The sequence below is a fragment of the Streptomyces sp. STR69 genome (assembly GCF_024519455.1).
GTDB lineage: Bacteria > Actinomycetota > Actinomycetes > Streptomycetales > Streptomycetaceae > Streptomyces.
This window is the reverse complement of sequence record NZ_JALJRY010000010.1, coordinates 1-15,114: the sequence shown is the minus strand read 5'-3', so window position 1 is coordinate 15,114 and position 15,114 is coordinate 1. Positions and strand designations below refer to the sequence as shown.

General features: G+C 68.7%; 12 protein-coding genes and 2 tRNA genes. 4 read left to right on the top strand and 10 right to left on the bottom strand.

The features are described from left to right. Positions 1-70: 70 nt before the first annotated feature. Complete coding sequence (locus OC490_RS19660; protein WP_262059264.1) at positions 71-598, bottom strand: peptidylprolyl isomerase; 528 nt, start codon at positions 596-598, stop codon at positions 71-73. A gap of 326 nt (positions 599-924) precedes the next feature. Here OC490_RS19660 and OC490_RS19655 point away from each other — a divergent pair, with 326 nt between their 5' ends. After that, positions 925-1,629, top strand: coding sequence for a DUF5324 family protein (locus OC490_RS19655; RefSeq protein ID WP_262059263.1), 705 nt, complete (start codon positions 925-927; stop codon positions 1,627-1,629). Between the two features lie 421 nt (positions 1,630-2,050). On the opposite strand, the gene OC490_RS19650 is transcribed toward OC490_RS19655, so the two are convergent. Then, positions 2,051-2,123: transfer RNA gene (locus OC490_RS19650), tRNA-Ala, on the bottom strand. Between the two features lie 180 nt (positions 2,124-2,303). Between OC490_RS19650 and OC490_RS19645 the strand changes: the two genes are divergently transcribed. Together OC490_RS19645 and OC490_RS19640 are read left to right on the top strand one after the other, a co-directional pair. Further along, entirely contained in the window at positions 2,304-2,852 is a 549-nt protein-coding gene (locus tag OC490_RS19645) for a helix-turn-helix domain-containing protein (RefSeq protein ID WP_019073558.1), read from the top strand. Between the two features lie 130 nt (positions 2,853-2,982). Further along, positions 2,983-4,329, top strand: coding sequence for a serine/threonine-protein kinase (locus OC490_RS19640; RefSeq protein ID WP_262059262.1), 1,347 nt, complete (start codon positions 2,983-2,985; stop codon positions 4,327-4,329). 28 nt (positions 4,330-4,357) lie between these two features. On the opposite strand, the gene OC490_RS19635 is transcribed toward OC490_RS19640, so the two are convergent. Both OC490_RS19635 and OC490_RS19630 read right to left on the bottom strand, forming a co-directional pair. After that, positions 4,358-5,806, bottom strand: coding sequence for a hypothetical protein (locus OC490_RS19635; RefSeq protein ID WP_262059261.1), 1,449 nt, complete (start codon positions 5,804-5,806; stop codon positions 4,358-4,360). A gap of 152 nt (positions 5,807-5,958) precedes the next feature. Beyond that, the gene (locus tag OC490_RS19630) at positions 5,959-6,087 is read right to left on the bottom strand and encodes a DLW-39 family protein (RefSeq protein ID WP_003999697.1); all 129 of its coding nucleotides are present in this window, start codon (positions 6,085-6,087) and stop codon (positions 5,959-5,961) included. A gap of 337 nt (positions 6,088-6,424) precedes the next feature. Between OC490_RS19630 and OC490_RS19625 the strand changes: the two genes are divergently transcribed. After that, positions 6,425-6,787, top strand: a complete 363-nt coding sequence (locus OC490_RS19625; RefSeq protein WP_262059260.1) for a DUF6344 domain-containing protein — start codon at positions 6,425-6,427, stop codon at positions 6,785-6,787. A gap of 447 nt (positions 6,788-7,234) precedes the next feature. Here OC490_RS19625 and OC490_RS19620 read toward each other — a convergent pair. The 6 genes from OC490_RS19620 to recF form a co-directional block, all read right to left on the bottom strand. Continuing rightward, positions 7,235-7,311 (bottom strand) — tRNA-Ile (locus OC490_RS19620). A 136-nt stretch (positions 7,312-7,447) separates the two neighbouring features. After that, positions 7,448-8,242, bottom strand: a complete 795-nt coding sequence (locus OC490_RS19615; protein ID WP_262059259.1) for a DUF3566 domain-containing protein — start codon at positions 8,240-8,242, stop codon at positions 7,448-7,450. Between the two features lie 18 nt (positions 8,243-8,260). After that, complete coding sequence (gene gyrA, locus OC490_RS19610; protein WP_262059258.1) at positions 8,261-10,852, bottom strand: DNA gyrase subunit A; 2,592 nt, start codon at positions 10,850-10,852, stop codon at positions 8,261-8,263. A 42-nt stretch (positions 10,853-10,894) separates the two neighbouring features. Beyond that, entirely contained in the window at positions 10,895-12,955 is a 2,061-nt protein-coding gene (gyrB, locus tag OC490_RS19605; protein WP_262059257.1) for a DNA topoisomerase (ATP-hydrolyzing) subunit B, read from the bottom strand. A gap of 353 nt (positions 12,956-13,308) precedes the next feature. Further along, the gene (locus OC490_RS19600) at positions 13,309-13,878 is read right to left on the bottom strand and encodes a DUF721 domain-containing protein (RefSeq protein WP_262059256.1); all 570 of its coding nucleotides are present in this window, start codon (positions 13,876-13,878) and stop codon (positions 13,309-13,311) included. Next, the gene (recF, locus tag OC490_RS19595; protein WP_200716697.1) at positions 13,875-14,996 is read right to left on the bottom strand and encodes a DNA replication/repair protein RecF; all 1,122 of its coding nucleotides are present in this window, start codon (positions 14,994-14,996) and stop codon (positions 13,875-13,877) included. Before recF ends, OC490_RS19600 begins: the two co-directional genes overlap by 4 nt. Positions 14,997-15,114 lie beyond the last annotated feature (118 nt).

The window sequence follows — 15,114 nt, the reverse complement described above, 5'->3', positions numbered from 1 at the left end:
CCCCGCCCTTCCTTACGGATGAACGGGGCGTTTGGTTCCCGGCGGTAAGTACTGGTGTCGGCCCTGTGATCTAGCGGGTCTCGACGACGACCGACTCGATGACCACGTCCTGGAGCGGGCGGTTGGTGCGCGAGTTGGTCTGCGTGGTCGCGATGGTGTCCACGACCTTCTGGCTCGCCGCGTCGACGACCTCACCGAAGATGGTGTGCTTGCGGTTCAGCCAGGCCGTCGGGGAGACGGTGACGAAGAACTGCGAGCCGTTGGTGGCCGGACCGGCGTTGGCCATGGCGAGCAGATAGGGCCGGTCGAAGCGGAGGTCCGGGTGGAACTCGTCCTCGAACTGGTAGCCGGGGCCGCCGGTGCCGTTGCCCAGCGGGTCCCCGCCCTGGATCATGAAGCCGCTGAGCACCCGGTGGAAGACCGTGCCGTCGTAGAGCTTGTCCTTGGACTTCTCGCCCGTTTCGGGGTTGGTCCACTCACGCTCACCCGTGGCGAGCTCGACGAAGTTCTGGACCGTCTTGGGCGCGTGGTTCGGCAGCAGCCGGATTTCGATGTCGCCAAGGCTGGTCTTCAGGGTGGCGTAAAGCTGCTCGGCCACGATCTGCCTTCCGTTGTCTTTCTGTGACCCCCAGATCCTCGCACGCCAACCGCGCCGAGTCGCCCGATGGCCTCATGGGCGGGCCGTTCCACCGGATCCGCTTGCAGAAAACCGGCCGAGTGCCTCCGGGACAGGGGCAGGCGGCAGGGATCCGTGGCATTGTCGACGACAAGCCCCCGTTCCCCCAGTTCCCCCGTATTCATCCGCTATTACCCGTGATCGTGACCCGGATGCCCGTCCTCACATGCCCCGTAGCCCTCTGGCAGGCATGATCCGTATTTGGGTGGACAGACGAAGAAACGTACGCCACCGAGGAGGAGGAACCCGTGACCCGCATCGACAGCGTGCGCTCCGCGACCGGCTCGGCGAAGGACAGCGTGCTGCACGCCGCGGAAGTGGTGGCGCCCTACGCCGACACGGCCAAGGACAAGGCCGCTTACTACGCCCACGAGGCGCGCGTACGACTCGCGCCCAAGGTGTCCCTGGCCGCCGACCAGGCCCGTGTGCAGTACGACGCCCATCTCGCCCCACGTCTGGAACTGGCCCGCACGCATGTGCCGCCGAAGGTCGACCAGGCCGCCCAGGAGGCCGCCGTCCGCACCCGCAGGGCCGCCCAGCAGGCCGCCGAGTACTCCCGGCCGCGGATCGAGCAGGCGGTCGCCGCCGCGGGTCCGGTCAGGGACGAGGCCGCCGCGCGCGGTGCGGCGGCGATCGCCGCGCTGCGTGGCCAGGTCTCGCCCAAGGAGATCCAGAAGCTGGTCCGCAAGCACGAGCGGCGGGCGAGGGCCGGCCGGCTCGCGAAGGGGCTGGCAGTGCTGGGCATCCTGGCGGGTGGCGCTTTCGCCGCCTGGAAGTGGTGGGACAAGCAGGCCAACCCCGACTGGCTGGTCGAGCCCCCCGCCGCGACCGAGGTGCCCGAGACGGGCCGACTCTCCTCGGTGGACGGCAGCGATCAGTCCGTGCTCGACCCCGAGGTCCAGGCGAAGCAGGCCGAGGACGAGGCGGCCGTGGACCGCGACGAGCACCTCTGAACATCCGACGAACCGTCAACATCGAGGTGGGGCAGGAGACTTGAGAGTCTCCTGCCCCACCTCGATGTTTCACGTGGAACAGTCGCGCGGGCCGGAGACACTCCCTTGATTTACGCAAGCTGCCCACGATGACGTTTGCAACGCCCCAGGTGTACAAGTACCGCACAGACTCCCTTAACGGACTGCACACCCCTGATTACACGACCGTATTCAGCCAGCTCACACACGTCCCGCACATGGGGACACACGTTCCCCACACCATGCCGACCACCGCCGCGACGACCCGGCGGACCTCACCCGGTACCGATATTTGCGCAAACAACTGCAACGACGAGCCGCCGTTTATGTGACGCACGTCACCTCGCGGGCACAAACAAACACCGGCCGGACGCCACTGAGGGCGACCGGCCGGTGCGGGATGTGGAGCCTAGGGGAGTCGAACCCCTGACATCTGCCATGCAAAGACAGCGCTCTACCAACTGAGCTAAGGCCCCGCTAGGGAAGCGTCCGACCGGCACAACCGCACACCGGTGGGCTTCGGAGACCAGCGTACCGGGTCACCCCCGGTATCTCGCAAAAACTTGGGGCTCCCGGTGGACGACCACTCTCCGTAAGATGCTCGTCGTGGTTCGCTAGAGCGAACCGCGGTTTTGGGGAAGCGATGGGGAGACGCAATGGACGCCGCACAGCAGGAAGCCACCGCCAGAGCGCGGGAGCTGCAGCGGAATTGGTACGGGGAGCCTTTGGGGGCGCTCTTCCGTAAGCTCATCGACGATCTTGGCCTCAACCAGGCTCGTCTCGCGGGGGTGTTGGGACTGTCCGCGCCGATGTTGTCCCAGCTGATGAGCGGTCAGCGGGCGAAGATCGGCAATCCCGCGGTGGTGCAGCGGGTGCAGTTGCTGCAGGATCTGGCGGGCCAGGTCGCGGACGGCAGCGTCAGCGCGGCCGAGGCGACCGAGCGGATGGACGAGATCAAGAAGTCCCAGGGGGGCTCGGTGCTCAGCAACACCACGACCACGACGAGCAGTTCGGGAGCGCCCACGGTCAAACGGGTGGTCCGCGAGATCCAGTCGCTGCTGCGGTCGGTGGCCGCCGCGGGCGACATCATCGACGCGGCGGACACCCTCGCCCCGAGCCACCCCGAACTGGCAGAGTTCCTCCGGGTGTACGGCGCCGGCCGTACTTCCGACGCGGTCGCGCACTACCAGTCCCACCAGAGCTGAGCACCACGGCCCGGCCGTCGATCGGGGGTTCGACAGCCGGGCACACGGCAACTGCCGTAAGGGGGAGTCGTATCGCTCGTCTCGGGGGAAGCAACGGAGGTAGCCGAAGGGGGAGGAGCGACGAACAGCCATGGGTGAGGTCTTCGCTGGCCGGTACGAACTGGTCGACCCGATCGGGCGCGGAGGTGTCGGCGCCGTCTGGCGCGCCTGGGACCACCGCCGGCGCCGCTATGTCGCGGCCAAGGTCCTGCAGCAGAGCGACGCGCACTCGCTGCTGCGCTTCGTACGCGAACAGGCGCTGCGGATCGACCACCCCCATGTGCTCGCACCGGCCAGCTGGGCCGCCGACGACGACAAGGTCCTGTTCACCATGGACCTGGTGGCCGGCGGTTCGCTGGTCCATCTCATCGGGGACTACGGCCCGTTGCCCCCCGCGTTCGTCTGCACACTGCTCGACCAGCTTCTCTCCGGCCTCGCCGCGGTGCACGCGGAAGGTGTCGTGCACCGGGACATCAAGCCCGCCAACCTGCTCCTCGAAGCCACCGGCACGGCCCGTCCACGCCTGCGGCTGTCCGACTTCGGCATCGCGATGCGGCTGGGCGAAGCGCGCCTGACGGAGACCAACCTCGTGGTGGGCACGCCGGGTTACCTCGCGCCCGAGCAGATGATGGGCGCGGAACCCGACTTTCCCGCCGACCTGTTCGCCGTAGGACTGGTGGCTTTGTATCTGCTGGAGGGGGCCAAGCCGGACTCCAAGGCGCTCATCCAGTACTTCGCCGAGCATGGGACCCCGGGGGCGCCCAAGAGCGTCCCCGAGCCGCTGTGGCAGGTCGTGGCGATGCTGCTGCAGCCCGATCCACAGGCCCGCTTCCGTACGGCCACGGGGGCGCGCAAGGCGCTCGCAGCGGCCGTGGAACTCCTGCCGGAGCCCGGCCCCGACGACGAGTTGATCGAGATCTTCGACCAAGTGGGGCCGCTGCCAACGGGGTTCGCGCCCGAGGGGCCGCTGATGCGGGCTTCCGGGGTGGACACGGGGTCGACCACGGCTCGCGTGACGGGACCCGGGACCAGTGCGCATACGGGTGCGGGTGCGGATACGAGCGGTGCGGATTCTGCCCTCCTCGACCCACGCCAGGACATCGTCTCCCAGCCGTCCGCGCCAACACCGACCCCCACATCGACTCCGACTCCGACTCCGACCTCGATGTCGGACACCGGCAGCTTCCATCTGCCGCCGCCCCCGCAGACTCCGCAGATTTCCCATGTCCTGCCCTCCCCCCAGCCGCGCGCCGAACCCTCTACTGCTTCATACACCGCCCAGGTCCCGCTGGTTCCGCCTACCGCGCCGCCGTTTCCGCAGCACCGTGGCAGGCGCGCCCGGCGCCGGCCCGGGCCGCCCGCGAAGGTGGCGATACCGGTCCTGCTGCTGGCGCTGGCCTGCTACGCGGTGGGGTTCTGGGCGCTGGCCCGCGTCTGACCGACGGGGGCCGGGAGGGGTACGGCGGCTACGTCGCGGCCCGGCGCCTGGCCGCCACCGTCCACGCGCCGAGCGTCGCCAACAGCACGCTGCCCGCGCCGATTCCGGCCACCGCGAGCACCTTCATCGCGGTGTCGCCTCCCCCGCCGCTCCCTGTCACGGCCGCCGCGCGGTCCTGCGCGGTGACGTCGAAGGCGTTCCGGGGTTCGGACCGCCCCGCGTACCCGGGCCCCGCGTGCGCCGTACCGGCGACACGCACGCGCAGCGTCACCGGGAACGGCCCCTGGCCGAAGTCGTCGGCCACCTGCGCGGCGAGGTGCACGACGAGGTAGTACGACCCGGCGAAACTCATCCCGCTCTCGTGGTCGACGACGAAGTAGCGGTTGCGGTACTCGACGGGCGGCAGGGCTTCGAGGGCGGCCGATCTCGGACTGCCCTGATAGCCGACGCCCGCCTCGTCGACGGGGGCGCGCACGGGGTTGTAGAGCGCCAGGTCGAGCGCGCGGCTCACATAGCCGCTGCCCGCGTTCGAGGCCTCCAGGTCGGCGGTGACGGAGAGCTGCTGGCCCCAGTCGACCGGCACCCTGTAGAAGAGGGTCCCGCCGGGGGTGATGTCACCTCGCCACACGCCCTGTCCGACGGCGACCGCCCCGGCGAACCCCGAGCCGCCCGCACGGCTCCGGACCTCCCCCGTGACGGGCTCGGGCGACGCGGAGTTCCAGTCCTGCGGCGCGTCGGAGGTACCGGCCTGGGTGAGCGGCGGTTCCGACACCACGGTGAGTTCCAGCCCCCAGGTGTCCGGCGAGGAACCCGACGCGTCGACGCGTTCGACGACCACGTAGTACTGGCCGTCCCCCTTGCACAGCGCGTTGCCCGTCTCCCGCGCGGCCCAGGCGGCCACGGGGTGCGGGCTCCTGCTGGCCCCGAAGGTGGCGCTCCGGTGGGTGCAGCCGGTGCCCGCGGTGTTCTGCAGCGACACCCTGATGCCGTCGGTGGCGGCGACCGTGGTACCGGCCGGGGGCACTGCGGTGACGGAGGCGTAGACGTCGGACACGGCGTCGAGAGTGAGGCCGTAGTAGAGGGTGGCTCCCTTCGGAAGGGAACTCCGGTACGTCCCGCCGGGTTTCAGGCCTACGGCGTCTGCCGCCCCGGTCGCGCCGTTGACGGCCTGGTCGCCCTTGTCGTACCCGTAGGAGCCCGGCGCCCCGGCCGCGGCGGCGGGCTGCCCCACCAGGGCGACCGCCGCGCACAGCACGGCGGCGACGACACCGGCACGTCGTACGACACCGGCGCGTGGCGCGCCCCCTACGGGCCGTACGACGCGGATGCGCCGCGCAACCCCGACGGGTCGTACGGCCGCCCCGACAACGGGTGTACGGCCGCCCTGTGCTCGCGTCCGCGTCCGCGTCCGCCACCACGCCGTACGCCGCCGCCCCATCACGCGCCACCCCTCGTCGTTGCTCCGGACGTGGCCCATCCTGCCCCGCACGCGCGCGTGGCATCCCGGCAATTCGTGCGAGCGTCCGAAACGCCCGGGTCGTGGCGGCCGTAACCGGGTTCGCGCGACGGCGCAACACAAAGCCCCGACCGCCAGGCGGTCGGGGCGTGCTCAGAACTGGATCTCGGTACTCACGAACCCGTGGGCACGGAGTCGGTCGCCTCCGTCCACAGATCCTGCTCGGCGCGATCCGCCTGGATCTGGCGGTACACGAGGAGCCCGCCGATGGCGGCCAGTGCGACCAGGAGAAGCTTCTTCACCGCGCGACCTCGTCTTTCCTTGACGTAGGGGACCTCTGTCGCCCGACTATACACACCGACCGAGACCGATCGGTGACCTGCCTCCGCGGCCAACTCCCGCCCGGGACAGCGCAGTAGAAGCGGATGGAACCGCTCCGATCGGAGGGTGATCACACCTCCACGGACCGTTAACTTGGCCCCGATTCCTCATCTTCCTTCACTTTTAGGGCTTCTTGCACCCATTCGAGTGGTGTTCATCAGAACATCGACGCGCCACGGCCGCCGGTCCCACACTTCGCGACGCCCATACACATCATGAGGAAAGTACGCAAATCGCCCAACCTGAAAGTGAGGGGCCATGACCCAGATCAAGGTCATGAAGCTGTGGACCGCCTTCGTCACCGCCTTCATCTCGCTGTGCACCGCGCTCGGACTCATCACGATCACCGCGACGGCCGCCACCGCGGCGACGCCCCGTTCCGAGGCGACCCGCACCAGCGCCACCGCACAGCCGACGGCACCGACGATCTCCCCCTGGTCCTTCACCAGGTCCCTGCCCCCCACGATGAAGCAGCGCATCCGGGCCGAGGCCCACGGCAAGTCCCCCAGCTGCCGCCACCGCCCGCCGGCGGACACGGACGAGGCCACGGAGACCGGCGATTCCACCGAGCCCGACCACACCGAGCAGACGGCACCCCTGGCGGCGCCCCTCCAGCGCTGACGCCGGACACGCGCCACCTCACCGCTCACCCACCGCCCCGACATCTCTGACACAGCGGCGAACTTGCGTACAACGCTCCAGAGAAGACCCTGAAGACCCCCGGCCCGTCGCGGCCGGGGGTCTCACTGCTGTTCCCTCGACTCCGCGCGCGCCGCCGCTCGGCCATGTTGCCCCGGCGCTCTTGTCGGTCAACTGGTCTGCTGCTGCCGTGTATGTGCGGACGGCACATATTCGAGGGCGGGCCACTGGGCGATCTCACGGTGAAACCGTGGAAACGACACGGCAGGGATCGGCTCTACGTGAACCTTCCGGATGAAAAAGGTCAACGGGGGTCAGCCGACCCCGTACTGCGGTCCTGGCCCCACCGCCTACCAGCTGACCGTCGCCGTTGATGTCGACCGGTGATGCCAAAAGACCCCCAGTCTGATCGACTGGAGGTCTTCGTGCTGGTGGGGCTAACAGGATTTGAACCTGTGGCCTCATCCTTATCAGGGATGCGCTCTAACCAACTGAGCTATAGCCCCGCCGCGCTTTGCGGAGTGTGTCCCGCGCGCTGACTCCTGAAGATTAGCGCACGACATGGGCAGTCCCAAAATCGATAGTCACAGGACCGCCGACGGAGGTTTCAACCCCCGTACACCCGCGTTCTCGTCCGACTTCTCACTCGTCCTCGGCGAGCGTCAGCTCGATGCCGCCGACGAAGCCGGCGGAGAGGTTGTAGATGAACGCGCCGAGGGTCGCGAGGGCCGTGGCAAGGACGACGTCGATGACCGCGATGATCCCCGAGAAGGTCAGGACGTGCGGGAGGGACAGGAAGGACTGCAGGTCGAAGCCGTTCGACTCGTTCGAGCCGGTCGCCTCCGAGATCGTGCCGCCGACCGTCGAGAAGACCCCCATCGCGTCCATGACCATCCACAGCACCGCGGACGCCACGACCGTGCAGATGCCCAGCGCGATGGAGAGCAGGAAGCTGACCTTCATCACCGACCACGGGTCGGCCTTGGCCACCCGCAGCCGCGCCTTGCGAGTGCGGGGCGCGGTGCGCGCGCCCGTGCGCGGACGCCGTACGGCACCGCTCTGGGCGGCGGCGGGCGCCTGCGTGGGATAGGCCTGCGGCGGGTGGTAGGGCCCGGCCGCCTGCTGCGACTGGCGCTCACCGGGCAGGGGCGAACCCGGCAGCGGGGACGCCGGCGGCGGCGCGGCCGGCTGGGGCGCCTGCTGCCCCTGGGCCGGAGCCTTGGCGCCGGCGGCGGCCGACTGCTGGGTGCCCGGACCTCGGGTGTCCGTCACAGTTCCCCCCTGGGATCCTTGCGGGTCGGGCGCGTGCGAGTCCGTCTTCTTCACGTCGATCGCACGCAGTTGGGTCGTGTGCGGATCTGTCGCGTTCGCGGCGGAGCCACGGCCGCCGCCGTCCGTGTCCGTACCGGTCGATCCGGCGCCCGTGGCTCCGCTCACGATGACTCTCTCCTCGTGCTACTCGACCGAGGGTGCGTCACCCTCGTCCGTGCCGGTGGTCGCGACACCCTCGGCGGTCTCGTCGACGGCTTCGTCGCCGACGACTTCCTCCGCCTCGGATCCCGCCTCGGCGTTACGAGCGATACCGACGACGGCATCGCGCTTGCCCAGGTTGATCAGTTGGACGCCCATGGTGTCACGGCCCGTCTCCCTGACCTCGTTGACTCGCGTACGAATCACACCGCCGGACAGCGTGATGGCGAGGATCTCGTCGGTCTCCTCGACCACCAGCGCGCCGACGAGAGAACCGCGGTCCTCGACGATCTTGGCGGCCTTGATACCCAGGCCACCGCGACCCTGGACGCGGTACTCGTCGACGGCGGTGCGCTTCGCGTACCCGCCGTCTGTGGCAGTGAACACGAACGTACCGGGTCGAACAACATTCATCGAGAGAAGCTGGTCGCCCTCGCGGAAACTCATGCCCTTGACACCGGAGGTGGCACGCCCCATGGGGCGCAGTGCGTCGTCCGTGGCCGTGAACCTGATCGACTGTGCCTTCTTGCTGATCAGCAGCAGATCGTCCTCGGACGAGACGAGTTCGGCACCGATCAGTTCGTCGTCGGAACCGTCCTCCGTCTCACGGAGGTTGATCGCGATGACACCGCCGGAACGGGGCGAATCGTAATCCTTCAGAGGCGTCTTCTTCACCAACCCTCCCTTGGTCGCGAGGACCAGGTAGGGCGCCGCTTCGTAGTCGCGGATCGCGAGGATCTCCGCGATCGCCTCGTCCGGCTGGAAGGCGAGCAGGTTCGCCACGTGCTGCCCGCGCGCGTCGCGGCCGGCGTCCGGAAGCTCGTACGCCTTCGCGCGGTAGACGCGGCCCTTGTTGGTGAAGAACAGCAGCCAGTGGTGCGTGGTCGACACGAAGAAGTGGTCGACGATGTCGTCTTCCTTGAGCTTCGTGCCGCGTACGCCCTTGCCGCCGCGCTTCTGGGAGCGGTAGTCGTCCGCCTTGGTGCGCTTGACGTAGCCGCCGCGCGAGATGGTGACGACGATGTCCTCTTCGGCGATGAGGTCCTCGATGGACATGTCGCCGTCGAAGGGCACCAGCATCGTCTTGCGGTCGTCGCCGAACTTCTCGACGATCGCGGCGAGTTCCTCGCTGACGATGCCGCGCTGGCGGACCGGGGAGGCCAGGATCGCGTTGTACTCGGCGATCTTCGCCTGGAGTTCGTCGTGCTCCTGGATGATCTTCTGGCGCTCCAGGGCGGCCAGTCGGCGGAGCTGCATCTCCAGGATGGCGTTCGCCTGGATCTCGTCGATCTCCAGGAGGCCCATCAGGCCCGTACGCGCGATGTCCACGGTGTCGCTGCGCCGGATCAGCGCGATGACCTCGTCGATGGCGTCCAGGGCCTTCAGGAGGCCACGCAGGATGTGCGCCCGCTCCTCGGCCTTGCGCAGCCGGAACTTCGTACGGCGGACGATGACCTCGATCTGGTGCGCCACCCAGTGCCGGATGAACGCGTCCAGGGAGAGGGTGCGCGGCACACCGTCGACCAGGGCCAGCATGTTGGCGCTGAAGTTCGACTGCAGATCGGTGTGCTTGTAGAGGTTGTTCAGTACGACCTTGGCGACCGCGTCCCGCTTCAGGACGATGACGAGGCGCTGGCCGGTACGGGACGACGTCTCGTCGCGGACGTCCGCGATGCCGCCGACCTTGCCGTCCTTCACCAGGTCGGCGATCTTCTGCGCGAGGTTGTCGGGGTTGGTCTGGTACGGCAGTTCCGTGACCACCAGGCACTGGCGGTTCTGGATCTCCTCGACCTCGACGACCGCGCGCATGGTGATCGAGCCACGCCCGGTGCGGTACGCCTCTTCGATGCCCTTACGGCCGACGACCAGCGCGCCGGTCGGGAAGTCGGGGCCCTTGATGCGCTCGATCAGCGCGTCCAGGAGCTCCTCGTGGGAGGCCTCGGGGTTCTCCAGGCACCACTGGGCGCCCGCAGCGACCTCACGGAGGTTGTGCGGCGGGATGTTGGTGGCCATGCCGACCGCGATGCCCGCCGAGCCGTTGATCAGCAGGTTCGGGAAGCGGGCCGGCAGGACGGTCGGCTCCTGGGAGCGGCCGTCGTAGTTGTCCGTGAAGTCGACGGTCTCCTCGTCGATGTCACGGACCATCTCCATGGACAGCGGCGCCAGCTTGCACTCGGTGTAGCGCATGGCGGCGGCGGGGTCGTTGCCCGGGGAGCCGAAGTTGCCGTTGGAGTCCACCAGCGGCATCCGCATCGACCACGGCTGCGCGAGGCGGACCAGCGCGTCGTAGATCGAGGAGTCGCCGTGCGGGTGGTAGTTGCCCATGACGTCGCCGACGACACGGGCGCACTTGTAGAAGCCCTTCTCGGGCCGGTAGCCGCCGTCGTACATGGCGTACAGGACGCGGCGGTGGACGGGCTTGAGGCCGTCCCGGACGTCGGGCAGGGCGCGCGACACGATGACGGACATCGCGTAGTCGAGATACGAGCGCTGCATCTCCGTCTCGAGCCCTACGGGCTCGACGCGCTGGGCGATGACGCCCTCTTCAGGCGTACTGGGAGTGTTCTCGTCGGCCATTGCTGGTGGGGATCCTTCCTGGTGCGGTCAGCTGAGACCGACTCAGATGTCGAGGAAGCGGACGTCCTTGGCGTTGCGCTGGATGAACTGGCGGCGCGCCTCGACGTCCTCGCCCATGAGGACCGAGAACAGGTCGTCTGCCTGCGCGGCGTCGTCCAGGGTGACCTGGCCGAGGACGCGGTGCTCCTGGTCCATCGTGGTGATGCGCAGCTCCTCGGCGTTCATCTCGCCGAGACCCTTGAAGCGCTGGATCGAGTCTTCCTTGATGCGCTTGCCGTTCTGCCGGCCCAGCTCGATCAGGGCGTCGCGCTCGCGGTCCGAGTACGCGTACTCGAAGTCGTCACGGCCCCACTTGATCTTGTACAGCGGGGGACGCGACAGGAACACGTGCCCGGCCTCGACCAGCGGTCGCATGAAGCGGAACAGGAAGGTCAGCAGCAGGGTGCTGATGTGCTGGCCGTCGACGTCGGCGTCCGCCATCAGGATGATCTTGTGATAGCGCAGCCTGGCGATGTCGAAGTCCTCGTGGACTCCGGTGCCGAAGGCGGAGATCAGTGCCTGGATCTCCTGGTTCTGCAGGATCTTGTCGATCCTGGCCTTCTCGACGTTGAGGATCTTTCCCCGGATCGGGAGGATCGCCTGGTACTGCGGGTTCCGGCCGGACTTGGCCGAGCCGCCGGCGGAGTCACCCTCGACGATGAAGATCTCGCACTTGGTGGGGTCGTTCGACTGGCAGTCGGACAGCTTGCCCGGCAGGGACGCGGTCTCCAGGAGGCCCTTGCGACGGGTGAGGTCACGGGCCTTGCGGGCCGCTACGCGCGCGGTGGCCGCCTGGATGCCCTTGCGGATGATGTCCGAGGCCTCGTTCGGGTTGCGGTCCAGCCAGTCGTTGAGGTGCTCGTAGACCGCCTTCTGTACGAAGGTCTTCGCTTCGGTGTTGCCGAGCTTGGTCTTCGTCTGGCCCTCGAACTGCGGCTCGGCCAGCTTGACCGAGATGATCGCGGTCAGACCCTCGCGGATGTCGTCGCCCGTCAGGTTGTCGTCCTTCTCGCGGAGCAGCTTCTTGTCGCGCGCGTACTTGTTGATCAGTGACGTCAGCGCGGCCCGGAAGCCCTCTTCGTGCGTGCCGCCCTCATGCGTGTGGATGATGTTGGCGAAGGAGTACACACCCTCGGTGTAACCACTGTTCCACTGCATCGCGACCTCAAGGGACAGGCTTTTGTCCCTGTCCTCCGCCTCCAGGTCGATGACGGTCGGGTGCACCACATCCCCCTTGCGGGAGTTGAGGTACGTCACGTAGTCGACGATGCCGCCCTCGTAGTGGTACGTGACGGTCTTGACCTCGTCCTTCTCGTCCGCACCCGCCTCGTCGGCACCGGCCGTGGCCTTCGCCAGCTCGCGCTCGTCAGTGAGTTTGATCGTCAAACCCTTGTTGAGGAACGCCATCTCCTGGAAGCGCCGCGACAGCGTCTCGAAGGAGTACTCGGTGGTCTCGAAGATGTCCGGGTCGGCCCAGAAGGTGACCGAGGTACCGGTCTCGGACGTGGCCTCGTGCTGCGCGAGCGGGGCCGTGGGGACGCCCAGCTTGTAGTCCTGGGTCCAGCGGTAGCCGTCTGTCCTGACCTCGACGGCGACCCTGCTGGACAGCGCGTTCACTACAGAGACGCCCACTCCGTGCAGACCGCCGGAGACCGCGTAGCCGCCGCCCCCGAACTTGCCGCCCGCGTGCAGCACGGTCAGCACGACCTCGACGGCGGGCTTGCCCTCGGACGGGACGATGCCCACCGGGATGCCGCGGCCGTTGTCGATGACGCGCACGCCGCCGTCGTGAAGGATCGTGACGTCGATCGTGTCCGCGTGGCCGGCCAGCGCCTCGTCGACGGAGTTGTCGACGACCTCCTGCACGAGGTGGTGCAGGCCGCGCTCGCCGGTCGAGCCGATGTACATACCGGGTCGCTTGCGGACCGCGTCCAGACCCTCGAGGACGGTGATGGCGCTGGCGTCGTACGAGGCGGTGACCTCGCCGTTCGAGGTGTGAGCCCCGCCGTTGGCGCCGGCGTCGGTGGACGGGATGTTCTCGTTGGGGTTGCCGGAATCGGCCACGAAGCGCCCTTTCTGGCACAGCACAAGCCAGGCTCCCGGCGGGTGGCCGGTGCGGCTGCGGCGTGTTGCGTTGGTAAGCCTTAGTCAGCGTTGCTCGGTGTGTGTCCCACAAGTGGGGCGGGATTGCTTCCAGTCTACCGGTAGCGCCGACATGGATGGGGGTTTGCCGGTACCTGAGTCCTCATGTGCCGCCCTCAACCGGTCTCTCCCGACTCCCCATATGCGGAACGGGGCTCGAAGAGGCTTACAGCGGCACTCAGCGCTTCCGGGTATGAACCCTTTGCTACTCCTGGGTCAGGTCGGTATTCGCAACCGCGTCCGGTCGCCCGCCGGGGCCCGCGCTGTGATGTCAGTCACCCATAGGTGTCGCCGGGACCCGTGCTGCCGGGAGCCCGCAGCGGGCCGTAGCGGCGGGGCGGTCCACCGGGGTTGAGCACCTTGATCATCCGTACGGTGCCGTGCCCCAGGTCCTCGTTGAGCCTGGCCACCAGGGTGGGCGTGAGGTGCCTCAGCTGGGTCGCCCAGGCCGTGGAGTCGCACTGCACGACCAGCACCCGCTCGTCCTCGTCGTACCTCTCCGGTACGCAGTGCTTGGCCAGGTCCTCGCCGACGATCTGCGGCCAGCGGCCCATCACACCGCCCACCGCGGCCGGCGTCTCCCATCCGCGTTCGTTCAGCAGCCGGTTGATCGCAGCGCCGAGTGCCATCGGGTCGCGGCCGTCGGCGCGCGCGCCGGAGCGCAGCCCCCCGCGCCGCGCCTGTTTCTTCTGCTGCGCCGCGTCCCCACGCGCGCGTGCCTGCTCCTTCGCGGCGCGCAGCGCCACGCGCGCGAGGTCGACGCCGGAGGGCTCGGCAGCCTTCTTGGGCGCGGGCTCCCCGGCCGCGGGGCGCTCGGGACGCGGGGCAGGCTCATTCGTGCTCATACGCGCTCCACCGCACCCTCCGCCACGCTGTACCGCGTCCCCGCCAGTACATGCGGTACGTCGTCGTCCACCGCCGCCGTCACCAGCACCTGCTCACCGGGCGCCACGAGTTCGGCCAGCCGCTCCCGACGCCGGGTGTCCAGCTCGGCGAACACGTCGTCGAGCACGAGCACCGGCTCATTGCCCTCGGCCCTGAGCAGGTCGTACGACGCGAGCCGCAGCGCCAGCGCGTACGACCAGGACTCCCCGTGCGAGGCGTACCCCTTGGCCGGCAACTGACCGAGTTTGAGAATCAAATCGTCCCGATGGGGTCCTACGAGGGTGACGCCCCGCTCGATCTCCTGCTTGCGCGCCTCCGCGATCGCCGCCATCAGCTGCTCGTAGAGGTCCTCGCGGGTGTGCGCCTCACCGGGCGCCGACGGCTTGTACTCCAGGGCCACCGGCCCACCGCCGGGCGCCAGTTGCTCGTACGCCTTGTCGGCGAGGGGCTGCACCGCGGCGATCAGATCGAGCCGCTGGGCGAGCAACTCGGCCCCCACGCGCGCGAGATGCTGATCCCATACGTCGAGCGTGGACAGGTCCATCGACCGCCCGCCGTGCCGCCGCGCCAACGCGGCCGACTTCAGCAGGGTGTTGCGCTGCTTCAGCACCCGCTCGTAGTCGGACCGCACCCCGGCCATGCGCGGCGACCGCGCGGTGATCAGCTCGTCGAGAAACCGCCGCCGCTCCCCGGGATCCCCCTTCACCAGGGCGAGATCCTCGGGCGCGAACAGCACGGTCCGTACGATGCCCAGCACATCACGGGGTCTGACCTGCGAGGACCGGTTGATGCGGGCGCGGTTGGCGCGGCCGGGGTTCAACTCCAGCTCGACCAGCTGCTGCCGCTCGCCCTGTCTGACCTGGGCCCGGATGATCGCGCGGTCGGCGCCCACCCGGACCAGCGGGGCGTCGGAGGAGACCCGGTGACTGCCGAGGGTGGCGAGATAGCCGATCGCCTCGACGAGGTTGGTCTTGCCCTGCCCGTTGGGGCCCACGAACGCGGTGACGCCGGGGTCGAGCGGGACGTCGACCCCGGCGTACGAGCGGAAGTCGGCCAGCGACAGATGCGTGACGTGCATGGTCGTTCGCCGACCTCCCCCAGGTTGTGGATCCACAGGCCCGGGGCCTGTGGATCTGTGGATTACTTGGTCTCGACGGCGTGGCCGCCGAACTGGTTGCGCAGGGCCGCGATCATCT

Bases quoted from the DNA above. Each gene is read 5' to 3' on its own strand.
- OC490_RS19645 (WP_019073558.1), top strand. From the start codon at position 2,304: ATGGACGCCGCACAGCAGGAAGCCACCGCCAGAGCGCGGGAGCTGCAG.
- OC490_RS19640 (WP_262059262.1), top strand. From the start codon at position 2,983: ATGGGTGAGGTCTTCGCTGGCCGGTACGAACTGGTCGACCCGATCGGG.
- OC490_RS19635 (WP_262059261.1), bottom strand. From the start codon at position 5,806: ATGGGCCACGTCCGGAGCAACGACGAGGGGTGGCGCGTGATGGGGCGG.
- OC490_RS19625 (WP_262059260.1), top strand. From the start codon at position 6,425: ATGACCCAGATCAAGGTCATGAAGCTGTGGACCGCCTTCGTCACCGCC.
- gyrA (WP_262059258.1), bottom strand. From the start codon at position 10,852: ATGGCCGACGAGAACACTCCCAGTACGCCTGAAGAGGGCGTCATCGCC.
- OC490_RS19600 (WP_262059256.1), bottom strand. From the start codon at position 13,878: ATGAGCACGAATGAGCCTGCCCCGCGTCCCGAGCGCCCCGCGGCCGGG.
- recF (WP_200716697.1), bottom strand. From the start codon at position 14,996: ATGCACGTCACGCATCTGTCGCTGGCCGACTTCCGCTCGTACGCCGGG.